Here is a 24,957-nt window from a genome sequence, read left to right on the forward strand (position 1 = left end):
TTTTTTTCATCCTTCCAATTTTGACCTGAAAACGAATAGTATTTAAGGCCAATTTTTTTATTTTTGTCTGGCATTGCTAAGTCCTAATTGCTGGCGCCAGTTTGTAGCTCGTGCCTCATTATATCGTAATTAATATTGAAAAACTTTGAGTAGAAAAATATAACTTTCCATTGTTGGCGCGAGCTTGTAGCTCGTGCCTCATTATATCGTAATTAATATTGAAAAACTTTGAGTAGAAAATATAAATTTCATTATACAAGCGGGATTTACTTCGTGAGTTTTGCTAAAGTATATTGGATGGATGTATTAATAAGACTGCTATACCAATATTATTATCAAAAGTTTAAATTATTGTACTGAAAACAAAGGAATGAAAATATATACGTGGTGTTTAATGCCGAGTCATCTGCATCTAATTTTTTTTCTGATAGTCTCAACAATCCTGGTAAATTATTAAAGGAATTTAAAACGCACACATCAAAGAAAATACAAACTGCAATGGAAGAGAATATTCAGGAAAGCAGAAAAGAATGGATGTTGTGGATGATGGAAAGAGCCGGTAAAAAAAACACCAATATAACTGGTAGACAATTTTGGCAGCAACATAACCAACCGATTGAATTATGGAGCAACGAAGTGTTTGACCAAAAAATAAATTATATACATCAAAACCCTGTTGAATCAGGCTTTGTAATTGAGGCGCTGCATTGGAGAGATAGCAGTGCTATCGATTATTCTGAGGGCAAAGGACTGGTAAAAATTACCCTAATTGAATGATAAATATTGGTAATGGGAAGTTAAATTATTTGGCGGCACGAGCTACAAGCTCGCGCCAGCGGGGGGGTATGCTTGAGCTGGTTCGCGAACCCGGTAACAAACACGATGAGTTTGCCGTTGCCTTGCATTTCAATTCAAAGAAAATCGGTTTCGTGCCTGCTGAAAGCAATGAAATGCTGGCGCGGTTAATTGATATTGGCACGCCACAAATGATGGTAGAAATAACACATCTCAAAACCGAAGCAGCTTACTGGGAGCAGGTTGCCATTGCCATTTATGTTTTGAAAGAAAAAATTGAAAGCAGCAAATCAATCCGAAGCATTATGCTTAACACATTTAGAAACACCTCGCTACCACAGCATCAAACTTTCTGATAATTCCATAGCACGAATTGAGTGTGATGAGAATTGTGAGTTTGAGAAGCATATTTGAAAGTCAAGCAATGTTAATTCTTTATTTTATACTTTACAGTCGCATTTATACCACATGCCAATGTTTAATAGAACCGAGAATCGAATACCCGCTTTTTTCCTTGTAATATTATTTGCATTTAATTCATCATTTACTTAGCCCAGCCTGATGTTGACAGTCTTAAAAACCTGCTTTATAATGCAGGTAATGAGAAGAAAAAAATATTAATACAAACACAATGCCGCGAAGTATGCTCCTGCTAAAGTGGATACAGCACTTGCTTATAAGCCAGATATAAAAGGATGGGCAATGTATAGGCTGGCCGATATGTACCGCAAATCGGGTAGTTGCCCTGATGCCATTCCAATTAACGAGCAGCTAATTGCTGATGGAAAAAAATATAACCTGCCGGTTAATGTTTATAACGGATACAGGGGGATAGCTATTTGCTATGATATTCAGCAGCAGTATGACAGTGCCGAAAAATATTTTTCATTGGCACTTGAAGTGGCTTTACAAACAAATTCGCAAAAACGGATAGCCACTGCATATACAAATGTTGGAGTGGTAACATGGCATACCAAAAGTTATATTGAGTCAATTGCTGCATCGTTAAAAGCTGTTGAAATTTTAGCATCATTAAATGACGAGCAAATAATACCTGCTTATCAGAATCTATGTTGCGTATATCGCGATATGGGCAAATTGGATAGTGCTGCAATTTATTGCAAACTGGGATTGGATGAAGCCACTAAAAGGAACCAGGTTTTTTCAATGTCCATACTGAATGGAATTTCGTCAGATGTATATTTGAAACAAGGCGATTATAAATTTGCTTATGAACACTTGGTTAAAGCAAAAAATTTTAATGACAGTTTGCATACTGCCAAGCACACCATTGCTGTAAAGGAACTTGAAGAAAAATATAAGAATAAGGAAAAGCAGTCAGAAATTGAGCTGTTATCAAAGGAGAATCAACTCAAAGCATTGCTAATTAAAAAACGTGAATTCGATTTAATAAATGCTGGGTATGAGGCTGATCAACAGAAAAAACTGGCTGACCTCAATGCACTTGAGATAGAAAATAAAAAGGCGCAATTACAACTGGCTCAATTTCAATCCACTTTAAATGAAAAGGAAAAAACCAAAGCAGTTATACTGCTTGCTGATGAGCAGGAAAGCAGAAATACTGAACGTAATCTTGCTTACATCTTATTTGGTTTACTGACAGTCTTTATTGCAGGGGCTTTTTACATTTAGGCAACGGCAGAAATTGAAGCTCCTTACCGAAAAACATGCAGCTGTAATGGGCGAACGCAAACGTATAAGTGCCGATATGCATGATGACCTTGGAAGCGATCTGAGCAAGATTGCATTACTCAGCGAAGTGCTGAAAATCAATGCAGGTAAAAATGGCTTTGGTGAGCAGCTGAATAGTATTGCTGAATCGGCACAGGATGCTTTGCTGCGAATTGAAGAGATAATATGGAGTCTCAACCCTAAGAATGATGATCTTAAAAATTTGATTGCTTACATGCGTCAGAAAATTGCCGAGCAATTTGAAAATACTACTATTGTTTGTATGATTAACATGCCGGATGAAATTCCCCAATGCATCATTTCGGGCGAGCAGCGAAGAAATATTTTTTTAGTGGTAAATGAAGCCTGTCATAATATTGTGAAACATGCCCGGGCCACCCAAGTGTCAATCAGCTTTAGTTGTAATAATAATTGGTTCAAGATCATTATTAGTGATAATGGAAGGCATTGTCCTTGAATTGTAACCCTATTCAGGAAAAACTTGGGTATGGAGGCAATGGTTTATTAAAACATGAAAGATCGAATTGCTGTTTTGGCGGCACCTTTCAAATACAAAATCATGATGGTATTACTATCATCATCAGCATACCATTACCAGTATAGATTATATCCTATCACCCTAAAGGGTTATTGCGTTACTGCCATTAACTATTTTAATTTGCATAAATAATTTTTCGGGATTCCATGGATAATATCAGAGTTGCTATAGTTGAAGATTTGAACGAAATACGTGAAGCCCTGCGTGTATTAATTGACGGCTCAATGGGTTTTAGCTGTGTGGATGTGTTTGAGAATGGTGAAATGGCTTTAGTCGAATTACCTTCAAAACAAATAGATGTGATTATCATGGATATTAACATGCCTGGCATGAGTGGCATTGACTGCACGATGAAACTTAAGCCACTTATGCCACAAACACACTTTATGATGTACACCGTATATGATAATGATGAAAATATTTTCGCTGCATTGAAAGGCGGTGCAACAGGTTATATACTTAAGCGCACATCGCCTGCTGCCATCCTGGAATCAATAAGGGAGCTGATGGCCGGTGGCTCACCCATGAGTGGCGAAATAGCAAGGCGAGTAGTGGCATCACTTCAAAATAAAAAACAAAACAAACGAAAAATTGAAATCCTAACACCAAGAGAAAAAGGAGATATTAGACCACCTCGCCAAAGGATATCTATACAAAGAAATTGCAGCTGTTACAAGTGCAAACCCGCACCGATGCTATCAATAAGGCTTACAAGAGTTAGCTTGTTTTCATTCTCTTTTCTACGGTGGTAATAAAAACACTTTATTTATATGAATGAAGCTTTCTCCTTTTGTGTGCAAATAAAATATTGCGACCATGCTTTTTGCAAAATAGTTTTTTGCATTCCTTACTTCAACCGTATAAATAAATGTTTCTTTTGATTTACCTCATAAATGGAATTACAAAAAATACACCTAAAGGGTAATTACGGCCGCTTGTGATTCATATTTACCCGTTCTTATTAGCCTCATTGTTTCATGCACCATTATTAATATTTGTTCTGCGAAAAGTGAAACATAAATTGTTTCGTTCAATCATTATTTAAAAACAAAACCGCGGTTACTTAATTCTTAATATTTTTTATTAGTTAAAAACAAATTTCTAAACAATTAAAACAAAAAAGTTATGTTTAACAAAATTTCAAAATTAGCATTGGCAATAATGCTTACAAGTTACACTTACCAGGCCAACGGCCAATGGTCTGTAACCGGAAATTGCCCTACAGGAACACAGTTTCTTGGAACTACATGTTTTCAAGATTTGCGTATTCGAACAAACAATGTGCAACAGGCAGTACTTAATACTTCGGGCAACCTTGGTATTGGAACATTGTTTTCTGCAACTTCACCCACTGTGCGTTTGCACGTTGCAAATGGTGGGGCAAATGCGGGTGTACTTATGACACCCAATGCAAGTGGTGTTATCTCCGCTCAAAATAATGGCAATGCTGTTTGAATTTATTATCGCCAGCAGCAAACTCAACTGGTGTGCTGTTTGGTCAACCAACTAACACTGATTATGCAAGTATTATATTTAATTCAGGTAACACGGGCACACTTCAATTTCGCAATGCCAACAACCTTACCCGTATGACTATAAGCAGTTCAGGAAAAGTTGGAATTGGAACAACAACGCCTACCACAATGCTACACGTTACCGGAGGGTCGGATGCCAAATTAGGTAGTGGAGGTTACGCAGTATTCGGAGCAATTGGCTCAACAAATATCGTAATTGATGACAACGAAATTATGGCTCGAAGCAATGGGGCAGTTTCAAATTTATTGAACGCTGATGGAGGTGATATCAATATGAGTTCAGCCGCATTAGTTGTTCAAGGGACGACAATCGCGTTGGCTTGGCACCTACCAACTGCCGAATTGCAAGTAGTTGGAAATATTGCAGCAACTGGCAATTTAGACGTTTCTGGTTTTATTGGATTTGGTTCTGTTGAAACATTATCAGATGGCGGGGGTAATACTATCGCATCAATTCTGATTTTGTTCCTACAATTGATAATTTAAGAGATTTAGGAGACACAGTTGGTGTTGATAGAAGATGGAGAAATGTTTATGTTTCAAATAATATTAATTCTAAAAACTTTTTAGGCACAGGTAATTTAGATGTTTCCGGATATTTAGGTTTTGGCAGTGTAGAACAATTTACTGATGGTGGTTCATTTACTATGTCTATCAATTCCGATTTGGTTCCTACCACCAATTGTGCTCGTAGCATTGGTAACTCTACCAACCGTTGGAATATAATTTATGCCTGCAATGGAGTAATCAATACCTCCGATGCCCGCGATAAAATTGCTCAATTGAAATATGGCATCAAAGAAATTATGAAAATGAATCCTGTTTCTTACCAATGGAATTACAATCAAGAGGATGGAACAAAATTGGGGTTATTAGCACAAGATTTACAAAAGATAGTGCCCGAGGTTGTGCGCGATTGGGAATATAAGACCGATGAAATAACCGGAGAGCGCACCAAAATACCAGCAGAGCAGTTGGGTGTTTTTTATTCTGATTTAATTCCGGTATTAATAAAGGGCATGCAAGAGCAACAAACAGAAATAAAATTGCGCGATAGCAGAATTGTTGGCTTAGAAGATCGCCTTACACAAATGGAAAAGGACTTATCGCAATGCTGTTTAAGCCACAACGAAAAAGCTACTAATACTGATATAGTTGTATCTGATATAGCAAAGTTAGAGCAGAATGCGCCAAATCCATTCAATCAAAACACAACTATTAAGGTGTATATACCTGCAAAAACTGTTACAGCAAAATTGATGGTTTATTCAGCCACTGGACAAACGGTGAAAACTGTTGACATACAATCGAAAGGATTAAATACTATTACTATTGAAGGCAGTGAATTACAATCTGGCATTTATAACTATACATTATTTATTGATGGTTTGGTTATAGATAGCAAGCAAATGATACTTACAAAATAGTACATCAAGAAATAAAAATATCTCGCGTTTATAGCGCGAGATGTTTTTGTTTTGTTAAAAAAAATCAAATAAACCGCAAATAGACAGTCCAGCTGTTAATAACTTAGGATATTCATTATAGACAATGCATCAAAGGATATCGACCTTGTAATCAAAACTTACAATTAATATGTGTTTAAAATTGAATATTCTGATGATAAAAGTAAGCGCAGGAGGTTTTCGTTAATGAAAAATTCAATGATAAAATTGGTTTAAAAAGTGTTTTGCAAAATCTACCCACCCGAAAGCAAGAGCAATAACAGGTTTGAGAATCAGGAAATCATTGAAAGTTTCCTATTGTCAGTGTGGTTAGGCTGTTACAAATTTTCACACACACATGTTTTACGATTAGATGATACGCTAAAAAAAATATTTGGATGGAAACAGATTCCAAGCGATACCACCTACAAGCGATTTTTTCAAAAGTTCAATCAAGGCCTAAATAATGAGGTATTCCCAGTTCTGCAAGAATGGTTTTTTAATCAATTGCAGTTTAATAATTACGCATTGGACTTGGATTCTACCGTTATTACTCGGTATGGAGATTTGCAAGAAGGTAATCATAAAGGCTATAATCCAACCAAAGAGGTAGAGCCTCCCATCATCCATTATTTGCCTTTTTAGGCAACGAGCGCATGGTTGTAAACAGTTGGCTTAAAGTGGCGATACCTCAAGTGCGCATCAGTGTAATGAATTTTTAAACGAAACATTATCCATACTCAAAAACAAAACAATTGGTTTGCTGCGTGCCGATTCTGGTTTTGCAAGCGATTCAATTTTTAGACATTTAGAGCAAGAACAAATACCATACGTGATAGCGGGGAGAATGCATTATCCATTACAAGATAAAATTAAGCAACTAAAAACCTGGACAGCTATCGGATTAGGAGTTTGGATTAGGAAACAAGTTATAAGGCATCAAAATGGGAAACAGAACGTAGGGTTATTGTTATAAGACAAAGCGTTGATTTAAGACCCAAAGCAACAGGTAAAAAACTAAAGCTGTTTGATGACAGGATATTATGAGCAATACCGTATCATACTTTTATACAAATCAAACGCTACCTGCAACACAAATTTGGGAGCAATACAAAGGAAGGGCGATTGCGAAAATAGGATTAAAGAACTTAAAGATGATTTTGCATTGAAGGTTTTAATGAGTTTTTTGCACAGCAGCAGCATTGCGTATGGTAAATTTAGCTTACAATATCATCAGCTTGTTCAGACAGGTTAGCTTCGAAAAGCCTAAACACCAACGCTTACAGACTTTAAGACTCAACTGCTATGCAGTGGAGCTTGGGCAAAAGGAAATAGTAGGATATTAAAATTGGCTGTTCCAAAAAAAACCAAAATGAATAGATGGAATTTTGCCAAAGTGGACATCTGCTCATTCCCAACTTGTCCGTAAATCCTACTGTCTATTTGCGGTTAAGATAAAAATTCTATAAAGTGAATACTTCTCCGCAAGGAATTTATTCGATTCTCTGTATTATAGAGGAAAAGCAAGAGATGTTGAAACTCGTGGTGAAGTAATTTGCTTTAAACTAAATTGAAATATTTTTATAATAACTAAATTCAATTAATATGAAAAAAATCATCGCATCAATCATTGCATTAACAGCAATAATTCAAAATGTTAACGGGCAGACTCCCAGTTTTGGCTGGGCAAAACAATTTGGCGGGAGTTCGGGTTACACACAAGGTTATCGAGTTGGAACCGATGCTTCCGGCAATGTATATTCAAGCGGACTTTTCATGCCTTCAGCTGACTTTGATCCTGGACCTAATGTCTTTAATCTCACAATTACAGGTGCTCCACCTGGTAATTTCTATGTATCAAAATTAAATGCTTCGGGAAATTTTGTGTGGGCTAAACGTCTGGATGATTCTCTATTTGTTTCATCAATAGCAGTTAGTGATGCAGGAAACGTGCTGATAATGGGAATTTTTGGTGGTACGGTTGATTTTGATCCCGGTGCAGGTGTAGTAAATCGAACTGCTGATTATAATTATCAATCCACCTTTATACTGAAGTTAAATTCCTCAGGATTATTTGTATGGGTGGATGTATTTGATTTAACAGGGCCGGGTGCGGGAAGCGCTTATGTTGAAACAGGTGCGGGTGCAAGCATTGCAGTAGATGGTTCGGAAAATGTATATCTGACGGGAAGCTTTGTGGAGTCTGCTGATATGGATCCCGGAGCAGGAACATTTAACCTGGCTTGGACAAACAACCTTGACCTTAATGATGGTTTTTTATTAAAATTAAATTCATCAGGAGCATTTGTGTGGGCAAAGCGGTTTGGCGGACTCGATGTTGATGCTGGTCACGCTGTTGATGTGGATGCAGCCGGCAATGTTTATGTCTCCGGAATGTTTGGCACCATAGCTAATTTTGATGGCACGTTGTTAGATGCATTTTTTGGTAACTATTTCGTGTATAAGGTAAAATCATCAGGCGCTTTTGTATGGGCTAAAGCTTTTGGAAATAACCAATCTTTTACTAAATGCATTGTTAAACTTGATTCAAAAGCAAGACCCTGTTTAGCTGGAGTCTTTAAAGGCATGGCTGACTTTGACCCGGGTGCAGCCACCGCTAATCTTACCGCCATTGGTGTCAATCCATACATGTCTAAATTAGATTCATCCGGAAATTTCTTGTGGGCAAAATGTTTTCAAGTGCTTCAAACATGGATTTATATTCAATTGACACAGATGCCAGCGATGCGGTTTATACAAGCGGTTCATTTAGCAGCACTGTAGATTTTGACCCGGGCGCTTCTATATTCAACCTTAACGGAACTGGAGGACAGACCTATTTCTCAAAATTAGACGCTTCCGGTAATTTTGTCTGGGCGACACAATTATCCGCAGGAACTGGTGGTTTTTTGAATTCAATGTCTTTAGACGGCTCGGGAAATGTTTATTCCACGGGTACTTTTAACGCTACTGTAGATTTTGACCAAACATCAGGAGTTTTAACATGACTCCAACATCATTGCAAAATGCTTATGTTCATAAAATGACACAAGGCTGCACTACGTGTGCAATACCAACTGCAATATCATCAACCGGCATTACATCCAACAAAGCCACTATTAATTTTACAGGAAATTCCTGTGCTGTAAAATACCGTGTTCAGTACCGTGTTCTGGGTACCACAGCATGGACCGCAAAAACAGTTAACGCACCGGCCAGTGTTAAAGATCTTACCGGATTAAATTGTAATACAACTTACCAATACCGCATCCGCACCGAATGTAATGCCACCGCAACTTTTGTGTCTCCCTATTCAGCCATTCAGCAATTTGTCACAAAATGCCAGACTCCGGTAAATGATACTGCCGCCAATGTTGCTCCGGGAGAAGCATTTTTTTCATGGGGAGGTAATGGATGTGCTGTCAAATACAGGCTGCAGTATAAAATGTCTTCTTCTTCAACATGGATTACTAAAACAATCAATGCACCCGCCACTTCTACAGTAACCGGTCTTACAGTAGGAGCCAGCTATGATTACCGTGTTAAAACACTTTGCGATGCCACGGGCACTGTTTCTTCGGGATATACTCCGATTAAATCGTTTGTAATGTTTTTCAGATTACCCGAAGAAAACCTTAACGGTTTACAAAATACATCTCCGTTTGCAGTGTGGCCCAATCCCACTGATGATAAAATAACGGTTAGGTTTAATGTTTCTGATGAACAACAGGTTTCGCTTTATATTACTGACATTGTTGGGAGAAAAGTTTATGCTGAAAACATAAAAGCTTCGGAGGGAGAAACACAAAGGAAATAATGTTGAAGGAACTTTCAAAAGGATTGTACATGATTCGCTTGACTGCAGATAAAAAGGAGTATTCTTCAAAATTCTTAATAGAATAGCTTGTCTTACATAATTTGCAAGAGAAAAAATAAATTGCGATTACTTATTCAAACTTAAACAATTAAAAACCAAAGCAAAATGAAAAAATTAAACCTCATACTACTCGGTATGTTAATAGCTGCGATTAGCTATGCGCAAGTACCAACCTTTAATTTTGCAAAACAAATGGGAGGCTCAGCTGCTGATGCAACAGGCTATGCAATTGTATCAGATGCCGGAGGTAACATTTACACAGCCGGTTTATTCCTTGGCATTGTTGATTTTAATCCGGCAGCAGCGGTTTTTAATCTGTCATCAGGTACTAATACATCTTTCTTTGTTTCAAAAATCAGACCCGGGCGGAAATTTTTGTGGGCAAAAAAATAGGAGATTCTGCTTCTGTTGCAGCTATAACGGCCGATGCATCAGGCAATGTATACATAACAGGAATGTTTAATGGCACTATTGATTTCAACCCCGATGCGGGCACATTTAATGTCAGCACAATTAATTCAAGAGAGGCAATGTATATCTTAAAATTAAGCTCCTCTGGCACTTTTGAATGGGCTAAAACTATTGTGCTTACAGGGCTTTCATTATTGCCATGCAGGGTAACAGCTATTACAGTTGACGCTGCTTCAAATGTTTATACCACAGGCAGTTTTAACGAATCTGTGGACTTTGACCCGGGAGCAGGTATATTTTTATGTCAACTTCTAGTCCGACCGATTACAATGACGCATTTGTTTTAAAGCTAAACTCAGCCGGCAATTTTATTTGGGCTTCACAAATCGGTGGCCTCGATTATGATGAAGGAACAGCTATTGCTGTAGATGCTGGTGGTAATGTTTACACCACCGGCATGTTTACTTTTGCAGATTTTGATCCGGGACCAGGCTTCTATTTCCTTAATGGTTTTGGTTTTTATTATGTTTCAAAATTAAACTCTGCGGGTAATTTTGTTTGGGCAAAACAATTTGGTAACTTTAGCAGCTTCAGCTATAATAATAGAATCACAGTTGATGCAACAGGCAATCCATATATCGCAGGAAACTTTAGAGAACCGCTGATTTTAACCCTGATAATGTTGCAACATTTAACCTTACATCGGGTGGTATTGAAAACGTGTTTATATTAAAGTTAGATGCATCAGGAAATTTTGCATGGGCAAAAAAATTAGATGGTCTTAATTTTATTTCATGCTTTTCACTAATAGCAGATGGTACACTCAATGTTTATATTTCAGGTTACTTTACAATAGTTTGCAACTTTGATCCCGGGGTTTCTAATTTTACTCTTAATGGAGCAGGCAGCAATTTTATTTCAAAGTTTGATCAGGCGGGTAATTTTGCATGGGCTGTTCCAATTGCAGGTTCAATTTTTTCAAGTACTGTAGATGCATCAAAAAATGTAATTACTACAGGTAGTTTTTCCGGTACACGCGATTTTGATCAAACCGCAGCTACATTTAATCTAACATCATTTGGAGTTAAAGATGTTTTTATACATAAAAATGAGTTCGGCTTGCCCTGCTTGCGATGTACCAACTAACCCGGAACATCAAATATAAAAAGTGCAAATGCAACAATTACCTTGGACAGGAAATTCCTGTGCTGTAAAATACCGTGTTCAGTACCGTGTTCTGGGTACCACAGCATGGACCCCAAAAACAGTTAACGCACCGGCGTAAGTGTTAAAGATCTTACCGGATTAAATTGTAATACAACTTACCAATACCGCATCCGCACCGAATGTAATGCCACCGCAACTTTTGTGTCTCCCTATTCAGCCATTCAGCAATTTGTCACAAAATGCCAGACTCCGGTAAATGATACTGCCGCCAATGTTGCCCCGGGAGAAGCATTTTTTTCATGGGGAGGTAATGGATGTGCTGTCAAATACAGGCTGCAGTATAAAATGTCTTCTTCTTCAACATGGATTACTAAAACAATCAATGCACCCGCCACTTCTACTACAGTAACCGGTCTTACAGTAGGAGCCAGCTATGATTACCGTGTTAAAACACTTTGCGATGCCACGGGCACTGTTTCTTCAGGATATACTCCGATTAAATCGTTTGTAATGTTTTCAGATTACCCGAAGAAAACCTTAACGGTTTAGAAAATACATCTCCGTTTGCAGTAGCAATCCACTGATGATAAAATAACGGTTAGGTTTAATGTTTCTGATGAACAACAGGTTTCGCTTTATATTACTGACATTGTTGGGAGAAAAGTTTATGCTGAAAACATAAAAGCTTCGGAGGGAGAAAACACAGCGGAAATAATGTTGAAGGAACTTTCAAAAGGATTGTACATGGTTCGCTTGACTGCAGATAAAAAGGAGTATTCTTCAAAATTCTTAATAGAATAGCTTGTCTTAAATAATTTGCAAGAGAAAAAATAAACAACGATTACTTATTCAAACTTAAACAATTAAAAACCAAAGCAAAATGCTGAACACAATTAAGAACAAAAGAATTAATGTAATATCACGATTTTTATCGGGGAAAATTCAAATCGAAAACCTCACATTATTATTATTGGTTTTATTACATTTTTCAGTAATAAAAAATGCTACTGCACAAACCAACACATTTCCCGCCACAGGTTCTGTAGGCATAGGAACAGTAACTCCAAATGCATCTTCGCTTCTTGATGTTACTTCAACCTCTAAGGGAGTTTTGATTCCCCGCATGACAAAAACTCAGCGTGATGCAATTGCAACTCCGGCTACAGGTTTGTTAATTTATCAAACCAATAGCACCCCGGGTTTTTATTTTTATAATGGAACAGCATGGACAGCAATAAATAATGGAGCCAATAAAACATTAAGCAATCTTACAGCCCCAACAAAACTCAACCAGGATTTATTGCCAGATACTAACAACACGATTGACATAGGTTCGTCTGCATTTCGTTACAAAGATGTTTACCCAACAACATTAATATTTCCGGATGCTACAACGCAGGCAACTGCATTTGTTCCTTATACAAATGGCACAGGGATAAGCATTTCCGGAACAACCATTACCAACACAGGCGATGCTAACGGTGCAGATGACGTAAACCTCAGTTTATCCAATCTTACAACTACGGCAATCAATCAATCGTTGCCTGGCATTGATAGTACAAAGATTTAGGCGCCACAGCATTTTCGTGGACGGATATTTACCTAGATGGTGCAGTTTACATGCATGGCAGCAGGTTTTTGTTTTTTGATGTGGGAATAAATACAAAAAACACTGTATTGGGTCAAGATGCGTTGCTTAATAATACTAACGGATTTTGCAATACTGCTTCTGGTTATCTTGCACTTAAATCTAACACAATTGGAAATGACAACACAGCAAATGGTCAACAAGCTCTTACTTCTAATATCAATGGATTTCAAAACACTGCATGTGGGTCATTCGCACTTTCTGCTAATACTTCAGGTACCGAAAATACGGTTATAGGTGCTTTTGCACTTCAGAATAATACCACAGGATCCAATAACACAGCCATAGGAAATGTAGCTCTTAGATTCAACACAACTGGAAATAATAACATTGCAAATGGAGATCATTCACTTTATGACAACACTATTGGGTCATCAAACATTGCTATCGGTACACATGCACTTTACAATAATACCGACAAAAGCAATCTGGTAGCAATTGGCGATTCTGCATTGTTTAAGAATGGGATTGGATCTATAAGTAGTTTTGATGGAATTGCCAATACAGCAATTGGTTCAAAAGCTTTGTTTTCAAATACCACAGGAAATACTAACACAGCAATTGGTTCAAAAGCTTTGTTTTCAAATACCATAGGAAATAAAAACACAGCAATTGGTTCAGAAGCTTTGTTTTCAAATACCGCAGGATACAGTAATACAGCCAATGGTATTTTAGCACTGTATTCAAATACCACAGGATACCATAACACAGCCACTGGTGTTTTTGCACTGTATTCAAATACCACAGGGTTTTTTAACACCGCTTCTGGCAGTGGTGCCCTTGAATACAACACAACTGGATACTATAACACAGCTAATGGATATAAAGCACTTTATGAAAACACCACCGGATATGGTAACACCGCTAATGGTTTATATGCACTTTATAATAACAACACAGGAATCCAAAATACAGCCATTGGTAGTAGGTCAGGAATAGAAAATACTGAAGGTTCATACAATACTTTTATTGGTGATAGTGCAGGATATACAAATACAACGGGTTCAAACAATGTATTTGTTGGTGCAAAAGTTGGCACAAGCAGCGGAGCCTATTCAAATGTTATTGTTATTGGTCATGATGTAACTGTTACAGGAAGCGACAGGGTTTTAATCGGAAACAACAGTACTTTAAGGTTTGGATTAGGAACTAATCCTACTTCTGGTCAAGCATTAAGAGTTGGGGTTAACAGCACCAATGGAAATGCTGCATCGCTTACTTCCGGTGGTGCCTGGACCAATGCTTCGGATAAAGAATTAAAGGAAGATTTTCAAACACAGGATGCACAACAAGTTTTAGATAAAGTTAACAGTTTAGAAATTACAAAGTGGAAATATAAAGGCACTGATAATGAATATCACATAGGCCCAATGGCACAGGATTTTTATAAGCTGTTTCAAGTGGGTTTAGATGACAAATCCATTTCAACTATTGACCCTGCCGGAGTTGCTTTGATAGCCATACAAGCATTGTCAAAAGAAAATGAAAGTTTGAAAAATCAATTAGCAGAAATGAAAACACTACTGCAGCAGCTTGACCAATCGCTTGCCGAATGTTGTGTTTCCTATCATGAGAAATCAGCTCAAAGCACACCCGCAGAAAATGCACGCCTCGAACAAAATGCACCCAACCCATTTTCGCAAAGAACAGTGATTGAATTTTATATCCCACAAAATTTCAAATCAGCAACTGTATTAGTTTACTCTTCGTTAGGAGAACAGATGAAATCATTTAACATCAGCGCTTCGGGAGTAGGGCAGGTTGAAATATCTGGCAACACAATGGCAGCAGGTATTTACAATTATACTTTACTGATTGATGGAAAAGCTATTGACAGCAAGCAGATGATACTTACTAAATAAATACTAATATCCAATTTTGCAGAAGGAAAGCCGCAGCATTGTGGCTTCCCTTTGAAATTAAATTAAAGCGCAGCTATGAGAAAAAAGAACAAGTTTAAATTAGTTTTTATCTATTTTTGATTAGCTTTTTAATTGTCTTGAAACTTTATTTGAATACAATTAAAAACATTCACAATACACTTATCTCAAAAACCAAAAACATTATGAAAAATCTCCTCACAACAATTACGTTACTGCTAATAGTAGCCTTATGCAGTGCGCAGGATTATCGGGACATGATGAAATTGTAATCAATAAAGAATTATTAATTAGCGAAGCTAAACGTGCAGTGCTTGAATTAATGAATGAAGGATATAAGCCACTTACCCCTCGAAAGGATATCAGAGTATTGGGCAAACAGGGACTTGGAGCTATTACCGCAGCCGCTGGCAATATGCGTGCAGGCAATTATATAAGCGATCATGACCAACTCATTTCTGAAAAACTTGCTTATGTTCTTTGTGGTGGCGACCTTTCTTCACCTTCGCTGGTATCAGAAAACTATTTACTTGAACTTGAAAAAGAGGCCTTTCTTTCGCTCTGTGGCACACGTAAAACTCTTGAACGTATAAAAAGTATATTGACTACCGGAAAGCCTCTGCGCAATTAATGCCTCCAATTCTTTTTTTTTCATCCTTCCAATTTTGACCTGAAAACGAATAGTATTTAAGGCCAATTTTTTTATTTTTGTCCGGCCGTTCCAAGGCCTCTTCAATTTATCTGATGTACGTAAAAAAATTATTTCTTATTGCCTTGTGCACTATAGTGGCTGTTGGCTTGTATGCTCAATGTGCATTTACGATATCATCATTTCCATACACAGAAGATTTTGAACTGACAGATGGCAGTTGGGTAGCAGGCGGAAACAACAGCGACTGGGCTTGGGGCTCACCTGCCAAAGCTACCATTACGAATGCCGGAGGAGGAAGCAAATGCTGGATAATAGGAGGAACCACTGGCAATACCTACAATAGCAATCAGGAATCATATCTTGAAACACCTTGCTTCGACTTTTCTTTTATCACCAATCCCCTAATTCGTTTTAAAGTATTTTGGGAAACGGAAAAAGATTATGACGGTGCCAATTTTCAGTATTCGCTTGATCAGGGAAACACCTGGCAAAATGTTGGCGCTTTTGGCGACCCTATTGATTGTAACAATGATGGATGGTATAACCATGCTTCTATTAATTTTTTAAGCACACTTGCCAATCCCAAACACGGCTGGTCGGGCAATATACAGCCTACTCTAGGCAGTTGTCAGGGTGGTGGTGGCAGTGGAGCATGGAAAGATGCTAAACACCTGGTTGCAAATTTATCAGCGCAGCCATCTGTAAAGTTTCGTTTCACTTTTGGTTCTGGAAGTACTTGTAATAATTACGATGGATTTGCTATTGATGAATTCCATATAGAGGACATGGTGGTGCTCACTGCCTTTGCCATAGTTGATAGCTCCTCTTACGATTGTATTAACGGACAACTTAACGCCACACCACAAGGTGGTGTGGCCCCCTATACCTATCAGTGGAGCAACAATACCACTAATGCCTTCATTGGACAAATTAATTCGGGAATGTATACCGTTACCGTTACAGATGCCAACGGATGCACAGCAACTGCCAGCAGCGAAATGTATACGCTAGACAAAGTGGATGTTGCCATTAACACTGCAGATGATTCATGCAATAATATGAAGGGTCTAATATCGCTGGAGGTACTATCCGGCCCATATCAGTCGCATGTATGGCAAGGTTTTGCAACAACTGCTGATACACTTTTCGGTTTGGCAGCCGGAAGCTATACACTCAGCATATTTGATAGTAAAAATTGCAAAACCGATTATATAATTAGCATAGCCGACTATAGCGTCATACAATTTGAAGGCAATGCAACAAGCTATCTCTGCCCTCCGGTAAGCATTACACTAACTCCCGGCAATTTTGCATCGTATACCTGGAGTACCAACGACAGCACTCCCGCTATTACTACCGATATACCCGGAACATATGTTGTTACCGTAACAGACACTGCCGGCTGCAGCGGTGTTGATAGTTTTGTAGTTGAAACATACTGCTTCGAATCCGAATTATTTGTACCATCGGCTTTCACGCCTAATGATGACTTTACCAATGAAATTTTCTTACCTATAGTTGCTTATAGCAACTATTTTGAATTCCGTGTATTCAACCGTTGGGGCAAAGAAATTTTCGCGTCAAAAAACAAATCTTTTGGTTGGGATGGCGTTTATCAAAATCAGAAGTGTCCTGCAGGCGTTTACGCATACTCAGTAACCTTTGGTGATACAAGCGACAATCTAAAAACCAGGCGTGGTATTTTTAATCTCATCAGATAACTATGACCCGCAATCAATTGCAAAAAGGACTTACGCCCTACATTCCCGAAGCATCACTTGACTATTGTATCGATCTTATTGTAAAATACAAAATTCAGATGCGTATTACCCATTCGCGCAACAGCAAATTTGGTGATTACCGCTCTCCTCACAATGGGCATGGTCATCGTATTTCAATAAATCACAATCTGAATACGTATGCTTTTCTTGTTACTTTTTTGCACGAAGTAGCCCACCTGATTACTTACCTCCAACATGAGCGAGATGCTGAACCACATGGAATACATTGGAAGCAAAATTTTAAACATTTACTTATTCCTGTTTTGCAGTCAAAAATTTTTCCTGCTGCTATAGCACATGCTATTGAACAATCGCTGCACGGCATGGCCGCCAGCTCGTGCAGCGATGCAAAACTATTTAAGGCTCTGCATGCTTACAATACCACCGGGCATATACTATTAGAAGATGTTGAGCCCAACGCACATTTTCGAATTAAAGGGCATTGTATTGTTTTTATTAAAGGCGATCGTATCAGGAAAAACTTTTTGTGTACACGCTTAGATAATAATAAACTCTATCGCATAGCACCTATTGCTGAGGTTGAAATAATTGAACAGCATTCGCAATAACAGAACTCCAAAAGAAATTATACTAATGATTTTCCGGTCATTACCGGAGGCTGCTCAATTCCGATTAATTTTAAAATTGTTGGGGCCACATCGGCAAGCTGCCCATTATTTACATGCTTACAGTTTTTATTAATAATAATGCACGGTACCGGGTTTGTAGAGTGCGCTGTATTTGGCGTTCCATCATCGTTAATCATATAATCTGCATTGCCATGATCAGCAATGATAATAAAGCTATAACCGCATTCGAGACCTGTTTTAACTATTTGTGCAGCACAATCATCCACAGTTTCTATAGCCTTTTGCACTGCTTCATATACGCCAGTATGTCCAACCATATCCGGATTTGCAAAATTTAAACATACAAAATCGGGGCTTTGTTCTTTCATAAATAGTATCACCTTAGCTGTTATTTCACGAGCACTCATTTCGGGTTGCATATCATAGGTAGCAACCTTAGGCGAAGGCACCATAATGCGCTCCTCGCCTGCAAATGTTTGCTCTCTTCCACCATTAAAGAAAAAGGTGACATGCGGGTACTTTTCGGTTTCTGCTATACGTAACTGCGATTTATTATTTAATGCCAGTACCTCCCCTATTGGCAAATTTACATCGCTCTTCTCATAAAGCACGTGTATGTTTTTAAAAGTATCATCATACCTTGTCATTGTTGCGTAATGCAATTGAAGCGGATGCATATCGTATTCATGAAACGCTTCTTGTGTTAGCACATACGTTATTTCGCGGCAACGATCAGTTCTAAAATTAAAGCACATTACTGCATCGCCATCGCTTATGGTTACCGGTACAGGCTGCGTTATCACACAAGGTTTGATAAACTCATCCGTTACACCTTGTAAATAACTTTGTCTGATAGCCTCCTCAGCATTTTCAAATTTAACACCCTTTCCCTTGATAAAAAGGTTATATGCTTGCTGTACCCGCTCCCAGCGTTTATCTCTATCCATCGCATAATATCGCCCGCATACGGTACCTATATAAACATTACTTAAAGCATGCTCCTTAATATAATCGCGCAAGTTAAGTATATAGGTTAGTCCACTTTTGGGGTCGGTATCGCGTCCATCGGTTATCGCATGAATTATTATCCGCGACACACCAGCTTGCGATGCCAGTTTTACCAGGTGTAATAAATGATTGATATGCGAATGTACCCCCCCGTCACTTATTAAGCCGAGTAAATGTAAGGGCTTGTCCTGATTTAAGCTGTATTCAAATAACTCATTAAGAGCAACATTATGCTGCATCGTATTTTCACGCACTTCCTTGTTTAGCCTTGCCAAGTCCTGATAGACTATTCGTCCTGCCCCAATATTCATATGGCCTACTTCGCTGTTACCCATCTGACCATCGGGCAAGCCCACATTTTCACCATGGGTAAGCAATTGTGCATGTGGAAATTTTCTCATACACTCGCTTATAAAAGGTGCATGGCTATGGGCAATGGCATTGGAGTTAACAGCAGGCGCCTCACCCCATCCATCCAATATCATTAAAAACACTTTCTTATTATTTTCCATCTCTTTGATACTGTTTACGATTTTGCTAAAGGCAATTCAAGCACAAATATAGTTCCGCTTGGCTTGTTATCTTCAATACGAATGAGTCCATGGTGGAATTCGACTATTTTTTTTACTATAAATAAGCCTAACCCGGTGCCCTTGGTCCTTCTTGTTTCCTCATTTCCAATCCGAAAAAATTTTTCAAACACCTTTTGCTTTAAGCTGTCACTAATACCTATGCCCTGATCAGCAACTCGTAAAACCGCCATATTCGATTCCTGTGTTAACAGTACCTGTATGCCTTTTTCACCAAACGAATATTTTATAGCATTCTCAACCAAGTTTAATATGACAGAAGTTAATGCAAATTCATCACCATCAATGTAAATATCAGGCTGTACTTTTAAGTCTATTACTTCAAAATGCTTGTTCGAAATTTTTTTTGAATTGATGACATGTTCAACCAAGTTGCTTAAGCTGATACGGTCGCTAACAATACTAAAACTGTGAGTATCAATTTGTGCAGCAGTAAGTGCATTTTCAACCAACTCATTAAGACGGTCAGTTTCAGACAAGGTACTTTCAAGCATTGCGGCAGTTTGCTCTTTGCTAAGCGCATGCTTTTTAATAGTTTGCAAATTCAATTTTACTGCAGCTAAAGGGGATTTAAATTCATGTGTAATGCTCAGTAAAAAATTTTTCTGTTGCTTAGCTAAGGTGAACTCCTTTTTAAATGCATGATAGGTTTGAATTATTCCATAAATCAACAGCGAGAAAAAAACCAGCCCTTCGCCTGCAATCATCCAATACTTAGCGCGAAGTTGTTTCTTTAAACTAGTTAGTTCTGCTACTTGCGCTGTGGTTTCAGTATTGTGCTTAACTAATTGCGAACGGAGCTCATATAAATTATAATTTAGATCTTTGAGCATGTAGGCCCACCATCCAAATTGAATAATTATGTATGCTGTAAGAACTATAAACAAAATTTGCAGCCTCTTCATGTCTGCTAAATTACAAAGAAGTTTCTTGTAAACATTTGCTTGGTCATATTACTTTTTGCTTCATCCACAATTCGGGTATTTATGAGCTTAATAAAAAAGATCAAAGGACATCTAATGTAAAGTCAGCTATTAAGTAAAATCAAAAGTATTTAGCAATGAACATCGAATTGGTTTTTTCCTGATAAATATGATTTAAATATTTCCTGATAGCTTCTATTTAAAAAAACAAATCCCCGCAAGTGCGGGGATTTCTGTATATTAAAATCAATGATCATCGGGACGGTTGCTGGAAGTTGTTTCGCTATGCGGCACCGTTTGCGGGATATAATCCTCATGGTGTCCAGGCTTACCATAATCGTATGGCCAACGATGTACTGTAGGAATTGGACCCGGCCAGTTACCGTGCAAGTGCTCTACAGGAGCTGTCCATTCAAGAGTATTAGCATTCCAGGGATTTTGAGGAGCTTTGCGTCCACCCCATATTGAGTAGAAAAAGTTAATAGCAAAAATTAATTGAGCTACTCCTCCAAGCAAGGCAAATACGGTTACTATCACATTAATATCTACCAATGAATCAAAACCTGCATACCCAGTGTTAGAGTAATATCTTCGAGGCACCCCTGCTAAACCTAAGAAGTGCATAGGGAAAAACACACCATAAACCGATACTACTGTTGTCCAAAAATGCAAGTATCCCAACTTGTTATTCATCATCCTTCCATACATACGTGGGAACCAATGATACACGCCCGCAAACATTCCAAAAATAGCTGAAGCTCCCATTACAATATGGAAGTGGGCCACAACAAAATAGTTATCGTGCACATTAATATCTAAGGCACTATCGCCAAGGATAATCCCGGTTAAACCGCCACTAATAAAGAATGACACAAGGCCTAATGCGAATAACATAGCAGGAGACAAAACCAAATTACCTCGCCATATGGTTGCCAGATAATTAAAAACTTTTACGGCAGAAGGTATAGCCACCATCAACGTGGTTACCACGAATACGGAGCCTAAGAAAGGATTCATACCTGTCATAAACATATGATGCCCCATACGATGAATGATAAGAATGCAATTACCAACATGGAACCAATCATGGCCTTGTAGCCAAAGATTGGTTTGCGGCTCATTACAGAAATAACTTCTGATGCAAGACCTAATGCAGGTAACAATACAATGTACACTTCAGGGTGACCTAAGAACCAAAATAAGTGCTGAAATAAAATTGGAGAGCCACCGGAATACTCAAGTGGTGCACCATCTATGAATATATCAGACAAGTAAAAACTAGTACCAAATGAACGATCGAACAACAATAAAAGTGCAGCAGCAAATAAAACTGGGAATGATAAAATACCCAAGATAGCTGTAATGAAGAAAGCCCAAATGGTAAGTGGCATGCGCGTCATACTCATTCCTTTTGTGCGCAAATTAATTATGGTTGCTACATAGTTAATTCCCCCCAATAGGGATGCTGCAATAAATAGCACCATACTAACGAGCCATAAGGTCATACCAAGGCCGCTACCACCAATTGCCTGCGGCAAGGCACTAAGAGGAGGATAAATAGTCCATCCACCTGATGCTGGTCCAGCTTCAACAAATATTGATACAAACATGACTACACTAGAAGCTGCAAAAAACCAAAACGATAACATGTTCAAAAATCCGGAAGCCATGTCTCGAGCGCCTACTTGAAGAGGAATAAGTAAATTACTGAATGTACCACTCAACCCTCCCGTAAGCACAAAAAACACCATAATGGTACCATGTATGGTAACTAAAGCCAAATAAAATCCGGGATCAAGCTTGCCATCTTTCCCCCATTTACCTAGAATGGATTCAAGGAATGCGAATTTTGTATCGGGCCATGCCAATTGAAGTCGAAAAATCATTGACATACCCATGGCAAGAAACGCCATAAATATTGCAGTAACTAAGAACTGTTTAGAAATCATTTTATGATCCGTGGTAAATACCCACTTTGTCCAGAATGTTTCTACATGATGGTGATGCTCATCATGATGACCATGCGAGTGATCATCGTGGTCGTGAGCATGACCGTGTTTTATTTCTACTGAATCCATATCCTAATTCTATTATTTATTATAAACTATTAAAGGCGGCAAAAGTTTTAGTTAACTGCCATTGGCTTAGTCTGATTATTTTCAACCTCTGCCTTTTCAACTTTTGGTATAGCAGAAGATTGCGTTTTAATCCATTTATCAAATTCTTGCTGCGTATCTACAACAACTTTCATTTTCATCATATAATGTGAAACCCCACAAATTTTATTACATAGTAAAACATAGTCAAACTTGCTATTGCCTGTAATTTTACGCATCTCGGCAGTTGTAATGGTTGGCTTAAAATAGAAGTTGGTGGTCATACCCGGGACAGCATTCATTTGTGTACGGAAGTGAGGAAGATAAACGGAGTGAATCACATCCCTCGAATTGATATTCAACATTACGGGCTTATTCACAACAAAGTGCATTTCATCTTTTGCAATAATATCATCTTGAGTTTCCTTCTGAGACAAATCTAAACCTAACGGATTATTATCCTCTATCCTTCTAAAGAAACTGGAACCAAGTTCGTTGTCCTTACCAGCATAGCGTGCAACAAAAACAAATTGTTGCGAGTAAACCTGTATGTTCATTCCGTCCTTATTATCCGGGCTTGTTATTTTAACCCATTCATTTAAGCCGGTAACAACCAAACCTGCAAGTACAATAGTTGGTATTACTGTCCAAATCACTTCGACCGTATTGTTATGCGGGTAGAAATAAGCTCTATGGCCTTCTCTGTAACGGTACTTGTATATGAACCAAAACAATGCAATCTGAGTGATAATAAAAACAGCAATAATTATCAGAAAATTAATATTCAATAGATTATCCGTACGAACACCATGTTCAGAAGCTGCAACCGGCAGGGTTAAAGGCATGTACTTTATTATCATGTAAAAAAACAAGAATAACCCAACAACCATAAAAGCAAGCATTCCCATTGCATTTGCTTTTATATCGCTCTTCAATTCCTTGCTCGGGTCTTCTCCTGTAAGTTCCTGACTTAAGGTAAGTACCTTCATCAACCGCGCAATAGCTACTACTGCAGCTATTGTTCCTATAATTATTAACAGACTCATCATTAATCTATTTTTCTTTTTCTTTCTATAAAAAATTAAATACTGTGTTGCGCACTCTCTATCATCATTGGGTGTTTTTCGCGAACTAATTTTGCCTTTGCCAATGAATTAAATGTAACGTAAAGGAAACCTCCAAGGAATCCTATTACAGTTCCCACTTCCATAAAAGAGAATTGCCAATGATGCCCGAAAGATGACATAGCACCCGGGGTTATCATATTCCAGTTATCCAATAAATGTCCACACAATATTATTGTTCCACCTATCAACAAGGTATTCATTTTACGCTTCGCATCGCGGGTCATTAAAATCAAAAACGGAAAAACGAAGTTGAGGAAAAACGCAATCCATACCGGCCAACGATAATGCTCAAAACGTGTACGGAAATAAACTACCTCTTCAGGTAAGTTTGAATACCATATTAACATAAACTGAGAAAACCATAAATACGTCCAAAATACTGAAAATGCAAACATAAATTTACCTACATCATGCAAGTGATGCTCTGTTACATCCTGTAATAAATTTTTTCTCTTTAAGAAAACAATAATCATGGCCATCATTGATAGTCCACTAACCCAAATTCCTGAAAAGGTATACCAACCGAACAATGTACTAAACCAATGTGTATCTATTGACATAATAAAATCCCAAGCCATTACACTTGTGCTTATGCCAAACAATACCAAAAAAACAGCACCCAATGTAATATTCCTTTTATGAATGGAAACACCACCTTCTTCTTCTTCGGCAAGAGAACGCTTACGAAAATAATAAGCAAATCCACACCAGATTAAACTGTACAAAAGTACACGAATAATGAAAAAAGGCTTGTTTAAAAATCCGCTTTTCCCGGCAATAATAGCATCGTAGTGAGCGCCACCTTCTTCATATAAGGAATCATCCATCCAGTGCCACAAATGATGTTGATGAAACACACCGGCAAGAACAATAATCAGCATGATTGGCATGGCAACATAAAGCCATTGGCTCATTGCTTCGGGAACCCGCATAATCATTGCACTCCAACCCACCTCGGCTACGTACTGCACGGCCATAAAAAACACCATTACTAAAGCTATCCCCATAAAGAAGAAATTTGCCCAAAGCAAATTACTCCATGCCTGGTGGGAATTAAAAATAAAAGTGCAAACGATAGAAACCAACCCTATCAGCATCATAATGCCGAATGTCATTTTGTGTTTCCCTGTAAATGTGAAATTCATATTCTGATTTTCTTTCGAAGTTTATCTAAATTAAAT

27 protein-coding genes and 2 pseudogenes are annotated in these 24,957 nt (G+C 38.0%); 24 read left to right on the forward strand and 5 right to left on the reverse strand.

The features are described 5' to 3' along the window. Positions 1-228 precede the first annotated feature (228 nt). From IPO27_03065 to IPO27_03180, 24 genes and pseudogenes are all read left to right on the forward strand, one after another. A pseudogene (locus IPO27_03065) lies at positions 229-777 on the forward strand (transposase). Beyond that, a complete protein-coding gene (locus IPO27_03070) occupies positions 774-1,151 on the forward strand; it encodes an HIRAN domain-containing protein (GenBank protein ID MBK8845582.1) in 378 nt (125 codons plus the stop codon). Before IPO27_03065 ends, IPO27_03070 begins: the two are co-directional and overlap by 4 nt. Positions 1,152-1,452: 301 nt before the next feature. Continuing rightward, on the forward strand, positions 1,453-2,448 hold the full coding sequence (locus IPO27_03075; protein MBK8845583.1) for a hypothetical protein: 996 nt from the start codon (positions 1,453-1,455) through the stop codon (positions 2,446-2,448). Positions 2,449-2,461: 13 nt separating this feature from the next. Further along, entirely contained in the window at positions 2,462-2,965 is a 504-nt protein-coding gene (locus IPO27_03080; protein MBK8845584.1) for an ATP-binding protein, read from the forward strand. A 227-nt stretch (positions 2,966-3,192) separates the two neighbouring features. Continuing rightward, a complete protein-coding gene (locus IPO27_03085) occupies positions 3,193-3,798 on the forward strand; it encodes a response regulator transcription factor (protein ID MBK8845585.1) in 606 nt (201 codons plus the stop codon). Between the two features lie 373 nt (positions 3,799-4,171). Further along, a complete protein-coding gene (locus IPO27_03090) occupies positions 4,172-4,501 on the forward strand; it encodes a hypothetical protein (GenBank protein MBK8845586.1) in 330 nt (109 codons plus the stop codon). Next, positions 4,498-5,067: a hypothetical protein gene (locus IPO27_03095; GenBank protein MBK8845587.1), complete on the forward strand. Its 570-nt coding sequence runs from the start codon at positions 4,498-4,500 to the stop codon at positions 5,065-5,067. Before IPO27_03090 ends, IPO27_03095 begins: the two co-directional genes overlap by 4 nt. Positions 5,068-5,228: 161 nt before the next feature. Next, complete coding sequence (locus IPO27_03100) at positions 5,229-6,008, forward strand: tail fiber domain-containing protein (protein ID MBK8845588.1); 780 nt, start codon at positions 5,229-5,231, stop codon at positions 6,006-6,008. Positions 6,009-6,266: 258 nt separating this feature from the next. Continuing rightward, positions 6,267-6,671, forward strand: coding sequence for a hypothetical protein (locus tag IPO27_03105; protein ID MBK8845589.1), 405 nt, complete (start codon positions 6,267-6,269; stop codon positions 6,669-6,671). A gap of 382 nt (positions 6,672-7,053) precedes the next feature. Beyond that, a complete protein-coding gene (locus tag IPO27_03110; protein MBK8845590.1) occupies positions 7,054-7,281 on the forward strand; it encodes a hypothetical protein in 228 nt (75 codons plus the stop codon). Positions 7,282-7,631: 350 nt separating this feature from the next. Further along, the gene (locus IPO27_03115) at positions 7,632-8,810 is read left to right on the forward strand and encodes an SBBP repeat-containing protein (GenBank protein MBK8845591.1); all 1,179 of its coding nucleotides are present in this window, start codon (positions 7,632-7,634) and stop codon (positions 8,808-8,810) included. 220 nt (positions 8,811-9,030) lie between these two features. Beyond that, a complete protein-coding gene (locus IPO27_03120) occupies positions 9,031-9,843 on the forward strand; it encodes a fibronectin type III domain-containing protein (protein MBK8845592.1) in 813 nt (270 codons plus the stop codon). Further along, complete coding sequence (locus IPO27_03125; GenBank protein MBK8845593.1) at positions 9,843-9,929, forward strand: T9SS type A sorting domain-containing protein; 87 nt, start codon at positions 9,843-9,845, stop codon at positions 9,927-9,929. The genes IPO27_03120 and IPO27_03125 overlap by 1 nt, the downstream gene beginning before the upstream one ends. Positions 9,930-10,008: 79 nt before the next feature. Beyond that, positions 10,009-10,296: a hypothetical protein gene (locus IPO27_03130; GenBank protein ID MBK8845594.1), complete on the forward strand. Its 288-nt coding sequence runs from the start codon at positions 10,009-10,011 to the stop codon at positions 10,294-10,296. Then, positions 10,281-10,661 carry a hypothetical protein gene (locus tag IPO27_03135; protein ID MBK8845595.1) on the forward strand — a complete coding sequence of 127 codons (381 nt, stop codon included), beginning with the start codon at positions 10,281-10,283 and terminating at the stop codon, positions 10,659-10,661. The genes IPO27_03130 and IPO27_03135 overlap by 16 nt, the downstream gene beginning before the upstream one ends. Continuing rightward, a complete protein-coding gene (locus tag IPO27_03140) occupies positions 10,616-11,047 on the forward strand; it encodes an SBBP repeat-containing protein (protein ID MBK8845596.1) in 432 nt (143 codons plus the stop codon). Before IPO27_03135 ends, IPO27_03140 begins: the two co-directional genes overlap by 46 nt. Then, on the forward strand, positions 11,035-11,460 hold the full coding sequence (locus IPO27_03145) for a hypothetical protein (protein MBK8845597.1): 426 nt from the start codon (positions 11,035-11,037) through the stop codon (positions 11,458-11,460). Before IPO27_03140 ends, IPO27_03145 begins: the two co-directional genes overlap by 13 nt. A gap of 222 nt (positions 11,461-11,682) precedes the next feature. Then, entirely contained in the window at positions 11,683-12,030 is a 348-nt protein-coding gene (locus tag IPO27_03150) for a fibronectin type III domain-containing protein (GenBank protein ID MBK8845598.1), read from the forward strand. Between the two features lie 42 nt (positions 12,031-12,072). Further along, positions 12,073-12,282, forward strand: a complete 210-nt coding sequence (locus IPO27_03155; GenBank protein ID MBK8845599.1) for a T9SS type A sorting domain-containing protein — start codon at positions 12,073-12,075, stop codon at positions 12,280-12,282. A 79-nt stretch (positions 12,283-12,361) separates the two neighbouring features. Continuing rightward, complete coding sequence (locus IPO27_03160; GenBank protein MBK8845600.1) at positions 12,362-13,051, forward strand: hypothetical protein; 690 nt, start codon at positions 12,362-12,364, stop codon at positions 13,049-13,051. Positions 13,052-13,101: 50 nt separating this feature from the next. After that, complete coding sequence (locus IPO27_03165) at positions 13,102-14,991, forward strand: tail fiber domain-containing protein (GenBank protein MBK8845601.1); 1,890 nt, start codon at positions 13,102-13,104, stop codon at positions 14,989-14,991. A gap of 250 nt (positions 14,992-15,241) precedes the next feature. Next, positions 15,242-15,640: a hypothetical protein gene (locus tag IPO27_03170; GenBank protein MBK8845602.1), complete on the forward strand. Its 399-nt coding sequence runs from the start codon at positions 15,242-15,244 to the stop codon at positions 15,638-15,640. 113 nt (positions 15,641-15,753) lie between these two features. Beyond that, the gene (locus IPO27_03175) at positions 15,754-17,382 is read left to right on the forward strand and encodes a gliding motility-associated C-terminal domain-containing protein (protein ID MBK8845603.1); all 1,629 of its coding nucleotides are present in this window, start codon (positions 15,754-15,756) and stop codon (positions 17,380-17,382) included. Positions 17,383-17,384: 2 nt separating this feature from the next. Beyond that, positions 17,385-18,011, forward strand: coding sequence for a SprT-like domain-containing protein (locus tag IPO27_03180; protein MBK8845604.1), 627 nt, complete (start codon positions 17,385-17,387; stop codon positions 18,009-18,011). 17 nt (positions 18,012-18,028) lie between these two features. Here the strand turns inward: IPO27_03180 and IPO27_03185 are convergent, their stop codons facing one another. The 5 genes and pseudogenes from IPO27_03185 to IPO27_03205 form a co-directional block, all read right to left on the reverse strand. Beyond that, positions 18,029-19,552 (reverse strand): 2,3-bisphosphoglycerate-independent phosphoglycerate mutase, encoded by a 1,524-nt coding sequence (locus IPO27_03185; GenBank protein MBK8845605.1) that lies wholly within the window; start codon positions 19,550-19,552, stop codon positions 18,029-18,031. Between the two features lie 14 nt (positions 19,553-19,566). After that, positions 19,567-20,535 carry a HAMP domain-containing histidine kinase gene (locus IPO27_03190; protein MBK8845606.1) on the reverse strand — a complete coding sequence of 323 codons (969 nt, stop codon included), beginning with the start codon at positions 20,533-20,535 and terminating at the stop codon, positions 19,567-19,569. Positions 20,536-20,799: 264 nt separating this feature from the next. Further along, positions 20,800-22,631: pseudogene (locus IPO27_03195) on the reverse strand (cbb3-type cytochrome c oxidase subunit I). 47 nt (positions 22,632-22,678) lie between these two features. Beyond that, positions 22,679-23,695, reverse strand: coding sequence for a cytochrome c oxidase subunit II (locus IPO27_03200; GenBank protein MBK8845607.1), 1,017 nt, complete (start codon positions 23,693-23,695; stop codon positions 22,679-22,681). A 35-nt stretch (positions 23,696-23,730) separates the two neighbouring features. Beyond that, positions 23,731-24,891 carry a quinol:cytochrome C oxidoreductase gene (locus tag IPO27_03205; protein ID MBK8845608.1) on the reverse strand — a complete coding sequence of 387 codons (1,161 nt, stop codon included), beginning with the start codon at positions 24,889-24,891 and terminating at the stop codon, positions 23,731-23,733. Positions 24,892-24,957 lie beyond the last annotated feature (66 nt).

This window comes from Bacteroidota bacterium, from assembly GCA_016714535.1.
Classification (GTDB): Bacteria; Bacteroidota; Bacteroidia; order AKYH767-A; family OLB10; genus JADKFV01.